Below are 19136 nucleotides of genomic sequence, written 5' to 3'. Positions count from 1 at the left end.
CGTTATTTACGGGGTAGACGCAGGAGAGCCTTTGCCGCGCCACTCGTAAATCTGTGCGCCGCCGTTGTCGTAGATCATGGCCCAGTACGGCGACTTGTTCAGTGAGACTAGCCCGTCTGGAATCTTGAAACCCCTGACCGTCGGGCCGCTGGCCAATACGTAGCGGATATTGAGCGCCTTGATTGCCTCGACGACCCGTGGGTCGGCATCGCCCTTGCTGGCGTAAGCCCAGAAGATATAGCGGTGGTAGCCGGGGCCGGCCTGCACGGGGTAGTCGTAGTGCGTCCACAACGGGTGTAGGCCCGCAACCGCGTACATCCAGGCGGTGCCGTCGACGTTGGAATTGCCGATCGTGGTGTCGCGCGCACCCGGCAACGTCGCCAGGTAGGCCATGGCTCGGAGATCCTGGTCGTTGATCATGACCGAGTCGTACTTGTCGCCGAACAAGAACTGGTGCCGTGGGAAGTAGTGCCAGGCGCTGATCACGCAGGCGCCCACGAGTAACGCTGCCGTCGCCGGCGCCCAAACGGACGCCGGCAGCGGTCTGAAACGGGCGCTGAGCGCCTTCGCCGCCGCCACCACCAACGCAACCACCACGAACAAACCGAGTCCCGCCCCGGACGTGAGGATGAGCGTCGTGGCGGCAGCGACCCGTCGGGGATCGTTGTAGAAGAACTCGCCGATCGCGCTGGCGACCCGTTCGACCGGTCCGCCCAGGGGTGTGCCCGCGTTGACGTTGACGACGATCAGCAGCGCCCACACCGCCAGCGGCCACCAGATCTTCTTGACCAGCAGGACGATGCCGCCGATCACCGCGAGGGCGGTCAGGCCGTACTGGACCGGGAAGTCGTTGAGGTGGCGGGAGTGCTGGAAGACCGCGTCGAAGATCCCCCTCCGCTTGCTCAGGTAGGTCAGGAAGGAATGTCCGGCGATGATGTCTTCCTGCTTGGTCACGCACAGGAACTGCGGTAACAGGATCAGCCCGGCCGCCACCGCGACACCGGCCAGGGTGAGCACGTCGCTCACGCGGGAACGCACCGGACGCCAAAGCGCCTCGAACAGCCACCACCCGGCCAGCAACAGCATGACGACCATGCCGCCGGTGATGTGCACCGAGAAGACGCCGACCAAAGCCAGGATCGCCACCGGAATCCGGTCGCGATGCCGCGGTGTCGAGGCGATCAACGCCATCGTCGGCACGGCAACGCCGTAGGCCGCCAGGTTGGGCATCGCGGCGGTGTCGAACTCGACGTAGGGCACCGCGGTGAACGATGCGGAGAGCGCCGCGGCCGTGGCCGCCACTCCCGCGGTGCGCCACTCGGTGGTGTGCCTGCGCAGCACTTGCCAGGCGAGAACGGCCGCGCTGACCGGAAACAGCCAGATAGCCGCAGCCAGTGAGGTCAGGGTGTAGCCGGTGGTGGCCGCCGCCCCGGTGAGTTGGCACAGCACCGCGGTCAGGGCGTGAAACACCGAGGGGTAGTACAGCAGCGCGTGGGTTTCGACATTGCGCAGCTCGCCCATGTGGGTCGGCGACGCCTGGCCGGTGTCCAGGATCCAGCGCACGGTGTTGGCGTGCCACACCGCGTCCCACGTGCTGGGGATGGATTGCCAGTGCGGGATGCCGGTCCAGGCCGCCCAACCGATGAGCACTACGCCCAGGATCACGCCGCCCGCGACGGTGAGCGCTGGCCAGGGGGAGACGCCGCGCGCCTCGGCCTCGGTGTCCCGGAAGCGGTCCAGCAGCAGCTGCAAAGCGAGAGCGATGACACAAATGACGGCCAATGCGGCCAGCGCGGTCCACCCGTTCCAGGGGATGCCGAGCGCACCGTAGGGAACGATGGCCAACGCCACCACGCCATAGGTCAGCGGCGGCCCCGCGGCGATGGCGATAGGCCAACTGAGCTGCGCAATCCGCGCAACAATCGCACCCGGCGCGATCAGCAATATCAATGCGATCAGCGTTCCGAACCCTAAGCTCACTCGACTAGTATGGCTGCCCGGGTGACCTGGCTCGCGTAGCCCGAACGACTGGCACCGTCGGGAAATGTCAGGGGCTCCTCATACCAACGTCACCAATTTGCGAAATTGCGAAAGCTCTAAGGTGGCTTCCATGGGTTACGACGTCGCCCGGGTGCGTGGCTTGCATCCGTCTCTGGGTGACGGGTGGGTGCACTTCGACGCCCCGGCCGGCATGCTCATCCCCGACTCGGTCGCCACGACCGTGTCGACCGCTTTCCGTAGGTCCAGTGCCAGCGCGATCGGCTCCCATCCGTCGGCGCGACGCAGCGCCGCGGTGCTGGACGCCGCGCGCGAGGCGGTGGCCGATCTGGTCAATGCCGATCCCAGCGGGGTGGTGCTGGGTGCCGATCGCGCGGTGCTGCTGTCGGCTTTGGCAGAGGCGTCCTCGTCGCGCGCCGGCCTGGGATACGAGGTCATCGTCAGCCGGCTGGATGACGAGGCCAACATCGCGCCCTGGCTGCGGGCGGCGCATCGCTACGGCGCGAAGGTGAAGTGGGCAGAGGTCGACATCGAGACCGGCGAGTTGCCGACGTGGCAGTGGGAAGGGTTGATCAGCAAAGCGACGCGGCTGGTCGCGGTGACCTCCGCGTCCGGAACGCTGGGCGGCGTCACCGACCTGCGCGCGATGACCAAGCTGGTGCACGACGTCGGCGGCCTGGTGGTGGTCGACCATACCGCCGCGGCCCCGTACCGGTTGTTCGACATGAAAGAGACCGACGCCGACGTGGTGGCGGTGAACGCGGTCGGGTGGGGCGGCCCGCCGATCGGCGCCATGGTGTTCCGTGACCCGTCGCTGATGAACACGTTCGGCTCGGTGTCGACGAACCCGCATGCGACCGGTCCCGCGCGGTTGGAGGTCGGTGTGCACCAGTTCGGCTTGTTGGCCGGGGTGGTCGCCAGCATCGAGTACCTGGCCTCGCTCGACGAGTCGGCGCGCGGAAGCCGCCGCGAACGCCTGGCGCTGTCGATGCAATCGGCGTCCGGCTACATGAACCGGGTCTTCGACTATCTGCTGTCCTCGCTGCGCTCGCTGCCGCTGGTGATCCTGCTGGGACGGCCCGAGGCGCGGATCCCGTTGATCAGCTTTGCTTTTCAAGATGTTCCGGCGGACCGGGTGGTACAACGGTTGGCGGACAACGGGATTCTGGCGGTGTGCAACGAGGGCTCTCGGGTGCTCGATGTTTTGGGTGTGAACGATGTCGGCGGCGCGGTGACCGTCGGGTTGGCGCATTACTCGACGACTGCCGAGGTCGACCAGTTGGTGCGCGCGCTGGCCTCGCTGGGCTAACTTTTTACTGCGAGCAGACGCAAATCACCTTTTTAGCAACGAAATTGGGTGATTTTGTGTCTGCTGGCCGGGGTGGTGGCGTGCTGGTAGGTACTGCTTGGTTAGCGAATGCTCAGCCGATCGTTCAGGCGATCGAAAACCCTTGCTGCAGGCGGGATCGTTAGTGCTGGCCATGCTCTTCTAGACCGTAGTTCCCCCCGCTGAGTGGGTTCTGAATCCCCGATGTTGTTCGTGAGCAGGTGTTTGGCGTTCATGCGGGCGTACTAATGTAGTCATGTATTATGCATGGCATTGCTCGGCGTGTTAACTTGGCATATCGTAGATATAGCGCGGATAAGTTGATATAAAGTAATCATGTACGTGACTCGGGTTCCCAACCGTGGGTCACCGCCAGCGGTGCTGTTGCGGGAGTCCTACCGCGACAACGGCAAAGTCAAAACACGCACCCTGGCCAACTTGTCACACTGGCCCGAGCGCAAGGTGGAAAAGCTACAGCGTGCCCTCAAAGGCCTGCCGGCCACGCGGGATCTGGCCGAGTCGTTTGAGGTCTCCCGCAGCCTGCCCCATGGGCACGTGGCCGCAGTGCTGGGCACCGCCCGGACCCTGGGCGTCGAAGATCTCATCGACGCGACACCATCGCGGCGGCGCGACCTGGTCACCGCGATGCTGGTAGCCCAGGTCATCGCCCCGGAATCCAAGCTGGCCACCGCACGCGGTTTGCGCACCCAGACCGCCACCAGCTCACTGGGCGAGGTGCTGGGGGTCAGTGGGGCCGATGAGGACGACCTGTACGCGGCGATGGACTGGGCGCTGGCCCGCAAAGATGCCATCGAAACCGCGCTGGCCGCCCGGCATCTGAACGATGGCACCCTAGTGCTCTACGACGTGTCCTCGGCGGCCTTTGAGGGCCGCACCTGCCCCCTGGGCAAGATCGGACACGCCCGTGACGGGGTCAAAGGACGTTTGCAGATCGTCTACGGGCTGCTGGCCACCACCGCCGGGATACCGGTTGCCATCGAAGTGTTCGACGGCAACACCGCTGACCCGAAAACGTTGACCGCCCAAATCAATAAGCTGAAAAACCGGTTCGGACTGTCGCGGGTGGCCCTTGTCGGCGATCGCGGCATGATCACCAGCGCGCGCATCACCGAGGAACTACGCCCTGCCGGTCTGGACTGGATCACCGCGCTGCGCGCCCCGCAGATCAAGGCCCTTGTGCAAGCCGACGCCCTGCAGCTGAGCTTGTTCGACGAACACGACCTCGCTGAGATCAACTCCCCGGACTATCCCGGCGAACGCCTGGTCTGCTGCCACAACCCGCTCTAGCTCAAAAGCGCACCCAAAACGCCAAGACCTGTTGGCCGCCACCGAAAACAACTCACCGCCATTACCGACGCCACCACCCGAACCCGCCGACCCTTGCGCGGCAAAGACGATATCGCGCTACGGGTAGGCAAGGTGATCAACCACTACAAGATGGCCAAACACTTCCACATCACCATCACCGACAACTCATTCACCTTCACCCGCAACGAAGACGCCATCGCCGCCGAAGCCGCCCTCGACGGCATCTACGTGCTGCGTACCAACCTGCCCAAATCCGCCCTGGGCCGTGACGATGTGGTGTTGCGCTACAAGGGACTCGAAGACGTCGAACGCTTCTTCCGGACCCTCAACAGTGAACTTGACGTGCGACCCATCCGCCACCACCTCGCCGACCGGGTCCGCGCCCACATGTTCCTACGCATGCTGTCCTACTACATCAGCTGGCACATGAAACAAGCCCTGGCCCCTGCTGTTTCGCGACCACGACAAACCCGCAGCCGCCGCCAAACGCACCAACCCGTTGCCCCGCTCAACGTTCCGATGCCGCCCTAGCCAAAGCCTCCCGCAAACGCACCACCGACGACACCCCGGTGCACAGCTTCACCAGCCTGCTCGCCGACCTAGCCACCATCTGCGCCAGCCACATCCAGCCCGCCGACGACATGCCCACGTTCACCAAATTCACCACCCCCACCGCACTACAACACCACGCCTTCGAACTACTCGGCCTCACCCACCGCCTGGGCTACAAGTAGTCATGCAGACAACACAAAACCCCAGGTCACGGCACACTCATCACCAAACCAGGGGGAACTACGGTCTAGAGCACATCACCGGGGTCTACACGATCTCGTGTTCTGGCATTGCAATAGTTGCTGTGCCACGCCACCTATGCCAAACGGCGGTCGCGCCCTCAGACGAGCGACTCGATAGTCGACTGCGCCTCTGTGAGGACTTCGTCGATGAACTCGATCAGCTTCTCCCGATCCTCACCGCGACTGGCCATCAGGCCTTGAACGTTAATGCTGACTACCGCCAGCTGGGCGGCAGCGACTTCGCTGAAATCGTAATAGCGCTGTATATCCTCAGGGGACATTGAATCCCAATCCAGCGGTCGCAATCCAAGTCGGCGTTCCCACCGTTTGAGCGCATGGCCACTGTGCACGGCTACGTAATCCAGAATCTCAGTGGCACGAGGAAGGATATCCACCAGTGCCTCAAAGCTTCTGTGAGTGGCGGCAATCTCCGCGTCTACCTCGTTGAGCTGCTCCATGAGTTGTTGCTGCTGCTTGCGGCTGCGCTTTACCATCCAGACCAGACCACCAACCGCCAGTAGGAGCGCGGGAGCTGCCACGATCCCGGCCAGTAGTGCCGCGCCTCCCGCCACTCCGGCGCCTCCGGCCGCAAGCGTGCCCCCACCCAGCAGAGCCAATGCAGCGTTGCTGGCAGCAACTCCGGTCAACCCTCCAATCGCGGTGCCGGTCGACGCAGTGCCGAAGGACACTGCAGCCATGAAGGTGCCGTAGGCCGCGGCCCCTCCTAACGCCGCACCCGCGACGGCACCCCCCGCTCCACCCGCAAGCGCATACCTAACCCCGTAGGAGGTCGATCGAAGCCGGTACTTCGCCTGCGCCTGTGCATCCTCGGTCACATCATCATCTTCAAGGCCCACGGGTTCCGGCTGGGGCGCGCCGTTGATCCCTCTAGCGATTGCCACAAACTTCATGACAAAGTCGTCACGGGCGCGGTCATGAGCTGTATTGAACGCGTCCCCTAGCTCAGTGATGAGGCCAGTCCGACGCTCTACTTCGTGCTGGACCCGCTTGATTCGATCCTTAATGCGATCTTCGCCAGACCCCGCTGCGGCGCCAACGCGCGGTTCACCGCGTTCTTTTGCTAGCTCGAGAGTCCGCTTCGCTGCCTCTGCCTCTAGTTCTGCCGGGCTAAGTCCCAGCGCGAGGGCGATGGCATCGAATCGGTCCGATCCAGGACGCGTCAGTCCGCTCTCGATGCGGGAGATCGAAACGCTGGCGCCCTTCTTATATCCAGCCTTGGCACCCAGTTCGTCCTGAGTCATCTTCGGCACCTTGACCTCGCGATGCTCGCGGATGACCATGCCCAGCGCCTCGAGTGAGAACTTCATAGTGGGACCATAGTGCATAAAGACTAAATTAGTGTGTTGACAGTCACTAAATACATCACTAAATTCTTCCTGGCGGGGCCGACTGGGGCCTCTTTCCTGAAAGGTCTCATCATGGCCCGTATCAATACCGCACTGCTGATCGCGCAGCAGGCCGCAATCGTGGCCGACCGCGCGAACTTCGTTCGCCAGGACCCTGCGGTGGTAAAGGCTGCAAAGCAAGCTCGCGCGGACCTCGTGCAGGCTGGGCGCTCGGCCACCACTCTCCTTCAAGAGACACTTGCCTCATGGCAGCGCTCAGACAGGCGCAGTCGCTAACGCCACACCGCAGTGGCCCCGGTGCGGTTGGATCAGCCGCATGCTCGAGTGCTGAGCTGATAGTGGCCACCGAGAATGGGTTAGTGGTCGGTGGCGGACTCTCCCCCTCCGGGTCGTGGTGCGTTAAACGCTCGACTGCAGAACAGCTAATGACAAGCGCACTAATCGATGACCATTCGGGCCCACGCAGCCATCTCTCGTTGCCGACGGATCTCATAATTGCCGGGAGCGATGCCCATGTAGCCGTGCTCGGCGTGGCCAAGGTAAACCCTCGATCCCGCCGGGACGGTGAGAATAGCTATCCGCAGGTCCTCGTGGTGCGGAATGGCGGTGTCGCAGTAGGCGGGTCCGTCCGCCGCGTAGACGACGTGGGAGTTACCAGCGTTGGCCCCCTCCACCACAGCGGTCCCAGACTTCGGCACGAGCGTGGTTGCGGTCACCTGCGCGGGCAAGACCAGGACGTTGAGGTGAGCCCGTCGTAGTGGTCCAGTCGTTGTGGGACTCTGATGCCCGAGTGTTCGGGCAGGAAGAATCGACGACGACATGGCAACGAACAAGCGCCGGCGGCACACGCCGGATCAGATCATCCGCAAGCTCGCCGAGGGCAACAAGCTCCTTGGAACCGGGCAGCAACTCAGCGAAGTGTGTCGCCACCTCGAGATCACCGAGTCGACCTGGCATCGCTGGGTCGCCCAGTACGGCGGGATGAAGGCCAGCGACGCCAAACGCCTCAAGGAACTTGAGGCCGAGAACGCCAGGCTCAAGAAGCTGGTCGCCAACCAGGCCCTTGACATCGACATGCTCAAGGAGATCTCGTCGGAAACTTCTGACCCCGAACCGCAAGCGCAGCGCCGCGGCGATGCTGCGCGAGCGGTTCGGGGTCTCCGAACGGCGGGCGTGCGCGGTGGTCGGCATCCACCGTTCCACCATGCGTCTACAACCACCACCGATCAGCGATGAGGAGGCCCAATTGCGGGCCTGGCTACGCGCGTTCTCCACCCAGCGGCCCCGCTGGGGATGGCGCCGTGCTGCGATCGCGGCACGGCGAGCTGGCTGGAAGGTCAACAACAAGCGCATCCGCCGCCTGTGGCGCGAGGAAGGCCTGCGGGTTCCGCAGCGCCGCAGGAAGAAACGCTTGACCGGCATCGGTGCGCAGGTCGGGGCGATGTGCCCGATCCGCCCGAATGCGATCTGGGCGATGGACTTTCAGTTCGACACCACCGCCGACGGACGAACGTTGAAGATGCTCAACGTAATCGATGAGTTCACCCGCGAAGCCCTGGCGATCGAAGTCGACCGGGCCATCAACGCCGACGGCGTGGTCGACGTCCTTGACCGTCTGGCCCTGATGCATGGGGCACCGGCCTACGTGCGGTTCGACAACGGACCCGAGTTCATCGCCCATGCTGTCAACGACTGGTGCCGCTTCAACGGCACCGGCTCGCTATTCATCGATCCCGGATCCCCCTGGCAGAACGCCTGGATCGAGTCATTCAACGGCCGACTGCGCGACGAGCTACTCAACTCCTGGCGCTTCGACTCCCTGCAAGAAGCCCAAATCATCATCGAAGATTGGAGAATCGACTACAACGCCAACCGGCCTCACTCCGCCCACAATGGGCTCACCCCAGCCGAGTTCGCCCTACAGTGGACCACGACCCACCAACCGCAAGCCGCATAGCGACTGGACCATCAAACGGGTCCCCCTCAACGTCGCCCTGCCGCTGGGCTCCGGCTAAGACGGGAATGTCGGCATCAAACTGCTGCGGAGCGAGGGCGGCATTCACGATGTTGGTCAGTTCAGCGGTCATCGCTGTGTCCTTCCGTGCGGTTTGGCTTGGGCTAGGTCGCTCGTGCCAGACGTTCATAGGTCTGCTCCGGCACGTCGAATGACCACGCCACAGCCGTCAGAGCGGTGCGGCACGTGGTTGGCACGGACAGTTCGTAGACGCGGCGAGCACCATTGCGCTCTGGGGTGGCGTTGACGCACAATAGAATTCGCGCTCGGTAGCCGAGAACCCGGCGGGGCACCTTGTACAAACGGAGCAGCTGACCGGGGTTAGCTGGATCGGGTGCCTGATCAATAAGTCTGAAACCGGCGGTTGTGATGAACTGATGCCAACCGACGCGTTCGATGGCGCACCGCCGGACCTCGGCGTTGCGTTCGGCCATGATTCGCTTGGTGTCCCAACCATTTTCGATGAGATCGCGCGGGACTGTGGTGCCGTGCCAGGCGTGAATTTCCCAGCCGTCGCCCCAACGGACCGCGGGTCCGTCCGCGTTGTGCAGGCGAATGCGGCCGTCGACGGTCTCGGTGTGCACCTCAGTGGGTAGATCGCAAACCACCACGAAGTCCCGAAAAGGCCACCAGCACTCCGCGGATTGGGCGTTCTCTATCGCTCGTAAACTTTCCCGAGTCTCGTCACCGAAATCAAGTGCGCAGGCATCCCGCAGAAACGCCCAAACGACGTCGAATCCGACGTGGCCGCGCCCAGCCAGCGGGACGCGCCAATTCCTCGCAGAGGAGACCGCGCAGACCGCAGCGCAAAGCAGTCCACGGATCGCCCCGTCCACGTTGGGAACTGCATAAAGAACGGGTTCGAAAACCTCACGGATACACCTACGGACTATCTTCCGCGAAACTGCAGAGTGACTCTCCTCGTGCGTTGGTGTCGCGGGTATCTGGTCGAATGCTGGGCAGACCATCCCGGCCCGGGTGGCGTCTATGACATCCCGGACCGCTCGGGAAAGCGCTTCACCTACGCGCGGGGCGTCCCCGACGCTGCTTACCGACCGCCCCGCGGCATCGACCGCCGATCGCACCGCTGAATCCAGAGAAATGCCCGGTTTCGAGTTACGGATTTCACGAACGACCCCCTCCGCGATCGGCGGTGCCAGCGCACCGACAACAGGTGAGGGCACCTTCACGATCACACCCGGCCAGGGGACACCAACGAGTTCATAGCATTTGCGTACACCCGCTTCCCAAGCCGCCCACTCGTCTTCGGTGAGCGGCGTCGTGCGGCGGGCATGGTCGATCCGTTGGGCGACGAACGCGGCCATGCGCTCGCGCTGATCGGCAGTCAGCTCGGTCAGCTGTTTAGGACGGGTGGGCCGGACCAGTTCGCATTCAGCGCCGGCCGGGTTCATGCGATCCATCAAGCAGCCACGAAGGTTCGCTAACCCATCGATGGTTCGATTCAGCAAGTTCATCCACCACGCTCCGGCTAGGTCTCACGGATCGTCCGCGATGCTAGTGACCCCCTCCGACAAGAACCTCTACGTTCCAAGAAGATTCCAAGGTGCCTGCCGGAACGTTGTCGCAAGCCTCACGCGGCGACCCGGTGGCAGCGATCGGCCAAAGCGGGCCCTGCTGCTCGGGCCCGCAATTGTGCACAGAAAGGGGGCAGATCATGGCGTCCTGGCTGACTGGCGCAAGGTCACTAGCTGTCGAAATTATCTGTACGTCAGTCGCTTTCGCTCCGCTTGCCGGTGCCGATCCCGCCCCTGGGCAGTTCGTCAACGTGAAAGCCCCGTCACCGCCGATGCGTTGTCAGCTCAGCTCGGATGACAGCGACGGAGGCGACCCGAAGGTTGTTTGTCAGACGGCCGGTTTCCCGCAGGCGCCGATGGACCCGATGCCCTATCCGGGGTGGGTGGGGGATCCTGCGGTGTTGCACCAGAATCAAGCCATCATCACCGAATCGGGTGAATTCACATGGCGAACAGCGAATCTCGGATTGGCGCCCGCCGGACAGCCGGACACAGCCCTGGCGATTGGGCAGACGCAGCACCTTCAGGGATGGACGGTCGTGGCGACCAGCGACGGCACGACGTTCACCAACGACGCGACGGGTCACGGCATGGTGATCGACAGCGCCTACAACGTCAGGCCCTTCTGACGACATACGAATGTAAAGGAGAAAGGGATGGCCGCACGGTTGTCCGGGCGCCAAGCGCGCCCCCAAGATTGTTCCGAAGATGCTCAAAGAGACCTCACGGAATCCTCCGAACTATCAGCGGAACGGTCGCCGCACCGGCACCCGGCACAGTCGTCGGCCGGTTGTCTCGAAATTGCCTATTCCCTGCGCAATCGCCGAGGACTAGCATTCGCTCATCGCTGCCTGCGGCGGACTGCGCCAGCTCTACTGCGTAGACCACCTGGAGGTGGCACATGTCAATCGTGATTGTGACTCCGGAAGCCGTCGCGGGGGCCGGCGGCGATATTGCTCGCATTGGCTCCTGGCTCAATGAGGCCAATGCTGCGGCGGCGGGCTCGACCACCTCGGTGATGGCCGCTGCGGGGGATGAGGTCTCGGCGGCGGTCGCGGCGCTGTTCTCCGGCTACGCCCAGGAATATCAGCTGCTGAGCGTGCGGGCAGCGGTGTTTCAGGAGCAGTTCGCGGTTGCGCTACGCGGAGGTGCGGGCGTCTATGCCGCCGCCGAGACCGCCAATGCATCCCTGTTCGAACTCTTGGTGGAAGACGGGCTGTTCCTCATCAATTTCCCCACCAATCTGTTGTTGGATCGCCCGCTGATCGGCAACGGTTACAACGGCACCACCACTGCGCAAGGCGTGGGGACCCCCGGCGGGGCTGGTGGGCTCTTGATCGGCAGCGGCGGTAAGGGCGGGGACAGCATCGTCGCCGGAGCGCCGGGCGGCATCGGTGGTTCGTCCGGACTGCTCGGCGCCGGTGGAACCGGCGGGATGGGCGGTCTTGGCGCGCCCGGCGGGGCCGGCGGCACGGGCGGGTTGCTGTACGGCAACGGCGGAATCGGCGGCATCGGTGGGCCGTTCAGTACCGGCGGACCCGGCGGCAGCGCGCAGTTCATCGGCAACGGCGGAACCGGCGGTCTGGGCGGGATGCTCGGCGGCACCGGCGGGGTCGGCGGCCGGGGCGGGCTGCTGTACGGCAACGGCGGGATCGGCGGGACCGGCGGGGTCTCGGGTGGTCTTGGTGGCGTTTCGGGTGGTCCTGGCGGCGCCGGCGGTATCGCCCCGTTCATAGGCGTCAACGGTGCGCACGGCGAAACGGGCCATATACCCGCCGTCGGAATAACGGTGGACAATGTAATAAACAGGCCGTTCATAAGTGTTTCCATCGGCGGCGGACCGTTTTCGCAACTCACCGTCGACACCGGATCCGTGGGAATACTCGTGCCGCCCCAAGATGTGAATTTCACTTCCCTTGGCCCGTCCATTGGATCGGGTACCACCACTTACGGCGATGCATTTAACTCCGCGACCTACACTTACGACAAGTATGCGACGACGGTGAACTTCGGCAACGGAATCATTACCACCACACCGGTGACGGTCGGTGTCATCACCTCGTTCAAGCACACCGTGAATGGCATTACCACCGTTCTGCCTGCGTCGCAGGGAGACGCCATTTTGGGTATTGGATCCAACGCGGGAGGGCCCGCGACCATCAGTCCGGTGCGAGCGTTGCCAAGTACGCTTGGCCAGAGTGTTCTCCTCGCGGAGCAATACAATGCGTTGCAGTTTGGCGCCAACCCGTTCGATTCCTTTGCCGTCTCGAGTGGGGCGCCGATCACCACCCTGCGCGTGTCGGTCAATGGTGGACCGCTGCAGACTGTTACCGGCGCTTTCGTCGATAGCGGCGGTTTGTGGGGCAGCGTTCCGTCTTCGTTAGGCACTGGCTCCGTAAACGGCTACCTGCCCGCCGGAACCCACCTGGAGTTCTTTACCGCCTCTGGCACAAGCATTTATTACTTCACCGCTGGTACGCTGCCCCAAACAACGGTAATACCAGGGGGCGCGCTGAACACCGGAAACATACCGTTCCAGTACATGCCTATTTACATTAGGTATGGCGCTAGCGGAACAATTTTCTACGACGACATGTGACAATTTTCGGATGGGTGAGAAAGGACCTGCCTTTGGACGGAGTCGAATTCGGCCGGTACCGGCTGCTCTCGTTGATTGGCGAGGGTGGCATGGGCAAGGTTTACAAGGCCCACGACACGATGATGGATCGCGACGTGGCCATCAAGGTGTTGCCGCCCGAGCTGGCCAGCGAGCCCAATTATGAGCGGCGATTCCGCCGTGAGGCCCACATCGCGGCTCGGCTGAACGAACCGCACATCATCCCCATCCATGAGGCCGGTGAGATAGACGGTCGCCTGTATCTGGTCATGCCGATCGTCGAAGGCACCGACGTGCACGAGCTGTTGCAGCGCGACGGTCCAATGAGTCCCGCGCGGGCCGTGCACATCATTGAGCAACTGGCCGCCGCGCTCGATGCGGCCCACGCGGCCGGGCTGGTCCACCGCGACATCAAACCCCAGAACACCCTGGTGACAAGTCGCGACTTCGCCTACCTGATCGACTTCGGCATAGCCCGCGACGGCTCGGGGTCCAAACTGACCGGCACGGACAGGATCATCGGAACCATGGCCTGCATGGCACCCGAACGCTTTAACAGCGGGGTCGCCGATGCCCGCTCGGATGTCTATGCCCTGGCGTGCATGTTGCATGAATGCCTGACCGGGGAACTGCCGTTCCCGGGGGACAGCATGGAACAGCAGATCACCGCGCATCTCATGTTGGATCCGCCGCGGCCCAGCCACATTCGGGCCGACGTGCCCAACGGCTTTGATGACGTGATCGCCACCGGCATGGCCAAGAACCCCGACGAGCGCTACCAAAGCGCCCACGCGCTGGCCACCGCCGCCCGCCGCGCCCTGACGGCCGCTCCGGTAGCCGCACCTACCCGTCGCCATGATCTACCCGCGCCGGGCGCACGCGACGACGGCCCGACCCGAATCCTCCCCGGTACCCCGCGCGCTGTACGGCAACCGGTCGGCCGGCCTGTCCCGGCCGCAATGCAGCAACGCGCGCCCGGCTGGGGACCTCCTCAGCCCCCGCCTCAGCCTCAGCCGCCGCCCAACTGGTCGCACCCGGCACCGATTCGGCCGGCGCCGACCCGACGCCGAGGTCCCCTCATCGCCGGGATCGTCGTCGCCGTCGTGATTCTCACCGTCGGCGCCCTCACCGTCACCCTGTTGACCCGATCGGACTCGGGCGCCTCTCGGACCGCAACTGCCACAACCGCCAAGTCCGCGCTGCCGTCGGAAACAACGGTCGCTCCGATTTCAGAGGATGCGCTGCAAGGGCTGTTGCTCACGTCCGACCAAGTCAGCGCGGCGTTCGGCGCACCGGCCATGACCCTGACAAGCACCGTCAACACCCTGCCTGGAAACGGGACCGCCTCCGTGTCGGACCAGGCGTGTGTGCCGTTGGCCGCAGCCGCCTCGAGCGCTGTGTACGCCGACAGCGGGTGGACCGCCGTGCGTGGGCAAGAATTCAAGTACCCCGCCAGCGGCCCGCCGGTGCACGATGTCGTCCAGTTCGCAGTGTTGTTTACCTCCGCGCGGGATGCGGTCGCATTCTTCGCCGCCTCCGCGCAGCGCTGGGAGGGCTGCTCCGATCGCCAATTCACCGTCAGTGCACCTGGTTCTGGCTTTCCCGACACAGTGGAGAAAGTGGGGCCGGTAGCCAACAACAACGGCACCCTGAGCGCCACGCTAACCAACGCGGCAAACAGCGCTATCAACTGTCAGCGGGCGTTTACGGTGGCCAACAACGTGGCAGTGGACGTCCAGGCATGCAATTCGAGCCCGACGTCGGACGCGGTTGCCGTCAGCGTGGCACATCAGATCGCGAACAAGGTGCGCAAAACGATGTAGCGTTTCTCCGACTAGAGTCGGACGACTGCGACAACGCTGCCCGGCCAATGCCGCCGAACCGGTGCGCTTATTCCAAGTGCGCCAAGGTAATTGACGTTAGGCCTGACCGGCCGAACTCGGCCCCATCCCGCGGCGCCCACCCCACGCCTCGGCGGCGGCAAACCGGCGGCGGCAAAGCGGCGGTCGCACTTCCATAGACCGTAGTTCCCCCCGCTGAGTGGGTTCTGAATCCCCGATGTTGTTCGTGAGCAGGTGTTTGGCGTTCATGCGGGCGTACTAATGTAGTCATGTATTATGCATGGCATTGCTCGGCGTGTTAACTTGGCATATCGTAGATATAGCGCGGATAAGTTGATATAAAGTAATCATGTACGTGACTCGGGTTCCCAACCGTGGGTCACCGCCAGCGGTGCTGTTGCGGGAGTCCTACCGCGACAACGGCAAAGTCAAAACACGCACCCTGGCCAACTTGTCACACTGGCCCGAGCGCAAGGTGGAAAAGCTACAGCGTGCCCTCAAAGGCCTGCCGGCCACGCGGGATCTGGCCGAGTCGTTTGAGGTCTCCCGCAGCCTGCCCCATGGGCACGTGGCCGCAGTGCTGGGCACCGCCCGGACCCTGGGCGTCGAAGATCTCATCGACGCGACACCATCGCGGCGGCGCGACCTGGTCACCGCGATGCTGGTAGCCCAGGTCATCGCCCCGGAATCCAAGCTGGCCACCGCACGCGGTTTGCGCACCCAGACCGCCACCAGCTCACTGGGCGAGGTGCTGGGGGTCAGTGGGGCCGATGAGGACGACCTGTACGCGGCGATGGACTGGGCGCTGGCCCGCAAAGATGCCATCGAAACCGCGCTGGCCGCCCGGCATCTGAACGATGGCACCCTAGTGCTCTACGACGTGTCCTCGGCGGCCTTTGAGGGCCGCACCTGCCCCCTGGGCAAGATCGGACACGCCCGTGACGGGGTCAAAGGACGTTTGCAGATCGTCTACGGGCTGCTGGCCACCACCGCCGGGATACCGGTTGCCATCGAAGTGTTCGACGGCAACACCGCTGACCCGAAAACGTTGACCGCCCAAATCAATAAGCTGAAAAACCGGTTCGGACTGTCGCGGGTGGCCCTTGTCGGCGATCGCGGCATGATCACCAGCGCGCGCATCACCGAGGAACTACGCCCTGCCGGTCTGGACTGGATCACCGCGCTGCGCGCCCCGCAGATCAAGGCCCTTGTGCAAGCCGACGCCCTGCAGCTGAGCTTGTTCGACGAACACGACCTCGCTGAGATCAACTCCCCGGACTATCCCGGCGAACGCCTGGTCTGCTGCCACAACCCGCTCTAGCTCAAAAGCGCACCCAAAACGCCAAGACCTGTTGGCCGCCACCGAAAAACAACTCACCGCCATTACCGACGCCACCACCCGAACCCGCCGACCCTTGCGCGGCAAAGACGATATCGCGCTACGGGTAGGCAAGGTGATCAACCACTACAAGATGGCCAAACACTTCCACATCACCATCACCGACAACTCATTCACCTTCACCCGCAACGAAGACGCCATCGCCGCCGAAGCCGCCCTCGACGGCATCTACGTGCTGCGTACCAACCTGCCCAAATCCGCCCTGGGCCGTGACGATGTGGTGTTGCGCTACAAGGGACTCGAAGACGTCGAACGCTTCTTCCGGACCCTCAACAGTGAACTTGACGTGCGACCCATCCGCCACCACCTCGCCGACCGGGTCCGCGCCCACATGTTCCTACGCATGCTGTCCTACTACATCAGCTGGCACATGAAACAAGCCCTGGCCCCTGCTGTTTCGCGACCACGACAAACCCGCAGCCGCCGCCAAACGCACCAACCCTGTTGCCCCCGCTCAACGTTCCGATGCCGCCCTAGCCAAAGCCTCCCGCAAACGCACCACCGACGACACCCCGGTGCACAGCTTCACCAGCCTGCTCGCCGACCTAGCCACCATCTGCGCCAGCCACATCCAGCCCGCCGACGACATGCCCACGTTCACCAAATTCACCACCCCCACCGCACTACAACACCACGCCTTCGAACTACTCGGCCTCACCCACCGCCTGGGCTACAAGTAGTCATGCAGACAACACAAAACCCCAGGTCACGGCACACTCATCACCAAACCAGGGGGAACTACGGCATAGACCTCAGCGAAGCTGGGACAGTCAGTGCCTCCATTGGTGCTGCGGATGGTGGTCGTTTATTCCATTGATGAAGTCGCTCAGTTGAACAATCCAGTACAGGATGAGGAAGATGACGATGACGGTCCACACCCTTTGCGCCGTGCTGATCTTCTTGTCTTCCCAATGCTGGTTGCCGTACTCGTCGATGAACAACGTTTCAACCTGCGGCTTTCGGAGTGTCTGAAATAGCCACACCGGCAGCCAGAATCCACAGGTCACCACCGACATCACTAGAGACACCAGCACATTTCCCCAATGCGTGATTGGTGTCACCCATTCGATCTCCGCTGAGGTAGTGGATCGCCTGACCGCCGGCCCGGTATGGAATATGTTGCGATCCCAAACCACTATTGTCCGACGAGCATGCGACGTAATTGCCTGGTCGAGGATGTGGTTGCGCTCAGCCTCGGTCAGTCGGCGTCTGCCGGATTGCGGCGCGGACGGGCGCTCGGTGGCGGTCTGGGGTGGCGGGGGGAGTCGGGGCACGTAGTCGGAGTGGTCCTCCGGCGGGTACCACTTGAGGTCCGACGCCTGCCACCACCCGTGTCCTAACGGTTCGTCTGATGCTCCTATCTGTGTTACGGGTCAAGCGGCGTCAATGAGCTGGATCTTTAGCCTGGATCCACTGACGAATGAGCTGTCTGTCGGGGTGTCGGTATAAGGAAGTGCCCTCTGAGCTGGGATGATTGGTGTTCTTCAGGCAACAATCGGTCCAGTTCGAGAAAGGCACTTCCAGTGCGAGTGTCCCACACCTTCACCCCGCAGTCCGCCGTATTCGATGAGGACAATCTCGTGTCGTGCGCGGGCCTGGTGCCGGTGATGGTCTTGGCTGAGCAGGCTGGCCTGTCGGAGTTGTTGGCCAACAAGATTCACATCACGGCACCTCGGATCAAGTCCGGGTCGGCCAACCCCGCCCCGAAACTGGCCACCCTGATCGCGAGCATGTGCGCGGGCGCGGACTACATCGACGATGTCGACCTGGTCCGCGCCGGCGGGATGAAGACCCTTTTTCACCGGGTGTATGCGCCCTCAACGGTGGGAACTCTGTTGCGGGAGTTCACCTTCGGCCATGCCCGCCAGTTGGATTCCGTGCTGGCCGAGCATCTGGCCGGTCTATGCAAACGGACCGATCTGCTGCCCGGCGCGCAGGTGCGTGCCTTCATCGATATCGATTCGTTGGTGCGCCCAGTCTATGGACACGCCAAGCAGGGCGCCTCTTACGGGCACACCAAGATCGCCGGCAAGCAGGTCCTGCGCAAAGGCCTCTCGCCTCTGGTCACCACCGTCAGTACCGACACCGCGCCCCCAGTGGTGACCGGGATCCGGCTCCGCGCCGGCAAAGCCAACTCCGGCAAAGGTGCGGCCCGTATGGTCGCCCAGGCGATCACCACTGCCCGCGCAGCCGGGTGAGCGGGCTGATCACCGTGCGCGGTGACAGTGCCTACGGCAACCGTGCGGTGATCCGGACCTGCCGCCGCTACGGTGCGGTGTTCTCGCTGGTGCTGACCCGCAACACCGCAGTGCAACGCGCCATCGACGCGATTCCCGAGGGCGCGTGGACCCCGGTGAAATACCCCGGCGCCGTACTCGATCCCGATACCGGAGCATGGATCTCTGACGCCGAAGTCGCCGAGACCACCTACACCATGGCCGAATCCGATACCGAGGCGATCACCGCCCGCCTGATCGTGCGCCGTGTCAAAGACGCCACCCAACCCGACGGACTGTTCCCGATCTGGCGGTATCACCCGTTCTTCACCAACTCCACCGAGCCCGCCACCGACGCTGACATCACTCACCGCCGCCACGCCATCATCGAAACCACCTTCGCAGATCTCATCGACGGACCCTGGCTCACATACCTTCTGGACGCTTCGGCGCCAATTGCGCATGGGCGATCTGCGCGGCCATCGCACATAACCTGTTGCGTGCGGCCGCGACCCTGGCCGGCACCCGCCACCGCAACACCCGCGGCACCACCCTGCGCCGACACCTGGTCAACATCCCCGCACGCCTGGCCCGACCCCAGCGCAAACCGATCCTGCACCTACCCACCCACTGGCCCTGGGAACCCGCCTGGATCACCCTGTGGCACAACATCATCGGCCACCCACAACGAACCTGAAC

At 63.6% G+C, this 19136-nt stretch carries 11 protein-coding genes and 3 pseudogenes; 9 read left to right on the top strand and 5 right to left on the bottom strand.

The annotated features are described in order from the left end of the window. Nucleotides 1-6 precede the first annotated feature (6 nt). Nucleotides 7-1980, bottom strand: coding sequence for a DUF6541 family protein (locus G6N68_RS27115; RefSeq protein WP_163719252.1), 1974 nt, complete (start codon nt 1978-1980; stop codon nt 7-9). 130 nt (nt 1981-2110) lie between these two features. On the opposite strand from G6N68_RS27115, the gene G6N68_RS27110 reads away from it, so the two are divergent. Further along, entirely contained in the window at nt 2111-3307 is a 1197-nt protein-coding gene (locus G6N68_RS27110) for a cysteine desulfurase-like protein (RefSeq protein ID WP_163719251.1), read from the top strand. A gap of 354 nt (nt 3308-3661) precedes the next feature. Further along, nucleotides 3662-5388, top strand: a pseudogene (locus G6N68_RS27105) (IS1634 family transposase). A 158-nt stretch (nt 5389-5546) separates the two neighbouring features. Here the strand turns inward: G6N68_RS27105 and G6N68_RS27100 are convergent. Then, nucleotides 5547-6776, bottom strand: a complete 1230-nt coding sequence (locus tag G6N68_RS27100) for a helix-turn-helix domain-containing protein (RefSeq protein WP_163719250.1) — start codon at nt 6774-6776, stop codon at nt 5547-5549. A 36-nt stretch (nt 6777-6812) separates the two neighbouring features. Between G6N68_RS27100 and G6N68_RS27095 the strand changes: the two genes are divergently transcribed. Continuing rightward, nucleotides 6813-7091: a hypothetical protein gene (locus tag G6N68_RS27095; RefSeq protein ID WP_205351530.1), complete on the top strand. Its 279-nt coding sequence runs from the start codon at nt 6813-6815 to the stop codon at nt 7089-7091. Nucleotides 7092-7252: 161 nt separating this feature from the next. On the opposite strand, the gene G6N68_RS27090 is transcribed toward G6N68_RS27095, so the two are convergent. Further along, nucleotides 7253-7543 (bottom strand): DUF8820 family protein, encoded by a 291-nt coding sequence (locus G6N68_RS27090; protein ID WP_163719249.1) that lies wholly within the window; start codon nt 7541-7543, stop codon nt 7253-7255. 91 nt (nt 7544-7634) lie between these two features. On the opposite strand from G6N68_RS27090, the gene G6N68_RS27085 reads away from it, so the two are divergent. After that, nucleotides 7635-8772 (top strand): IS3 family transposase gene (locus tag G6N68_RS27085; protein ID WP_163715016.1). Its coding sequence is split into 2 segments (ribosomal slippage): nt 7635-7912 and nt 7911-8772, totalling 1140 coding nucleotides; the frame shifts between segments, so codons are not numbered across the junction. Between the two features lie 161 nt (nt 8773-8933). Here G6N68_RS27085 and G6N68_RS27080 read toward each other — a convergent pair. Further along, nucleotides 8934-10250, bottom strand: a complete 1317-nt coding sequence (locus tag G6N68_RS27080) for a DUF6745 domain-containing protein (protein ID WP_163719248.1) — start codon at nt 10248-10250, stop codon at nt 8934-8936. Between the two features lie 254 nt (nt 10251-10504). Between G6N68_RS27080 and G6N68_RS27075 the strand changes: the two genes are divergently transcribed. The 4 genes and pseudogenes from G6N68_RS27075 (at nt 10505) to G6N68_RS27060 (ending at nt 16901) form a co-directional block, all read left to right on the top strand. Then, nucleotides 10505-10993, top strand: coding sequence for a hypothetical protein (locus G6N68_RS27075; protein WP_163719247.1), 489 nt, complete (start codon nt 10505-10507; stop codon nt 10991-10993). A 272-nt stretch (nt 10994-11265) separates the two neighbouring features. After that, nucleotides 11266-12963, top strand: coding sequence for a PecA family PE domain-processing aspartic protease (locus tag G6N68_RS31700; protein ID WP_163719246.1), 1698 nt, complete (start codon nt 11266-11268; stop codon nt 12961-12963). Between the two features lie 32 nt (nt 12964-12995). Then, the gene (locus tag G6N68_RS27065) at nt 12996-14804 is read left to right on the top strand and encodes a serine/threonine-protein kinase PknH/PknJ (RefSeq protein WP_163719245.1); all 1809 of its coding nucleotides are present in this window, start codon (nt 12996-12998) and stop codon (nt 14802-14804) included. Nucleotides 14805-15171: 367 nt separating this feature from the next. Further along, nucleotides 15172-16901, top strand: a pseudogene (locus G6N68_RS27060) (IS1634 family transposase). Nucleotides 16902-16991: 90 nt separating this feature from the next. Here the strand turns inward: G6N68_RS27060 and G6N68_RS27055 are convergent. Next, entirely contained in the window at nt 16992-17249 is a 258-nt protein-coding gene (locus G6N68_RS27055; RefSeq protein WP_163719244.1) for a hypothetical protein, read from the bottom strand. Nucleotides 17250-17744: 495 nt separating this feature from the next. Here G6N68_RS27055 and G6N68_RS27050 point away from each other — a divergent pair. Continuing rightward, nucleotides 17745-19134: pseudogene (locus G6N68_RS27050) on the top strand (IS1380 family transposase). Nucleotides 19135-19136: the final 2 nt, after the last annotated feature.

It is taken from the genome of Mycobacterium bourgelatii, assembly GCF_010723575.1.
Lineage (GTDB): Bacteria > Actinomycetota > Actinomycetes > Mycobacteriales > Mycobacteriaceae > Mycobacterium > Mycobacterium bourgelatii.
The sequence above is the reverse complement of the archived record's forward strand: the minus strand, read 5'-3'. Positions and strand labels throughout refer to the sequence as shown.

Coding starts and splice junctions, on each gene's coding strand:
- G6N68_RS27110 (WP_163719251.1), top strand. CDS start 2,111: ATGGGTTACGACGTCGCCCGGGTGCGTGGCTTGCATCCGTCTCTGGGT.
- G6N68_RS27100 (WP_163719250.1), bottom strand. CDS start 6,776: ATGAAGTTCTCACTCGAGGCGCTGGGCATGGTCATCCGCGAGCATCGC.
- G6N68_RS27080 (WP_163719248.1), bottom strand. CDS start 10,250: ATGGATCGCATGAACCCGGCCGGCGCTGAATGCGAACTGGTCCGGCCC.
- G6N68_RS27075 (WP_163719247.1), top strand. CDS start 10,505: ATGGCGTCCTGGCTGACTGGCGCAAGGTCACTAGCTGTCGAAATTATC.
- G6N68_RS31700 (WP_163719246.1), top strand. CDS start 11,266: ATGTCAATCGTGATTGTGACTCCGGAAGCCGTCGCGGGGGCCGGCGGC.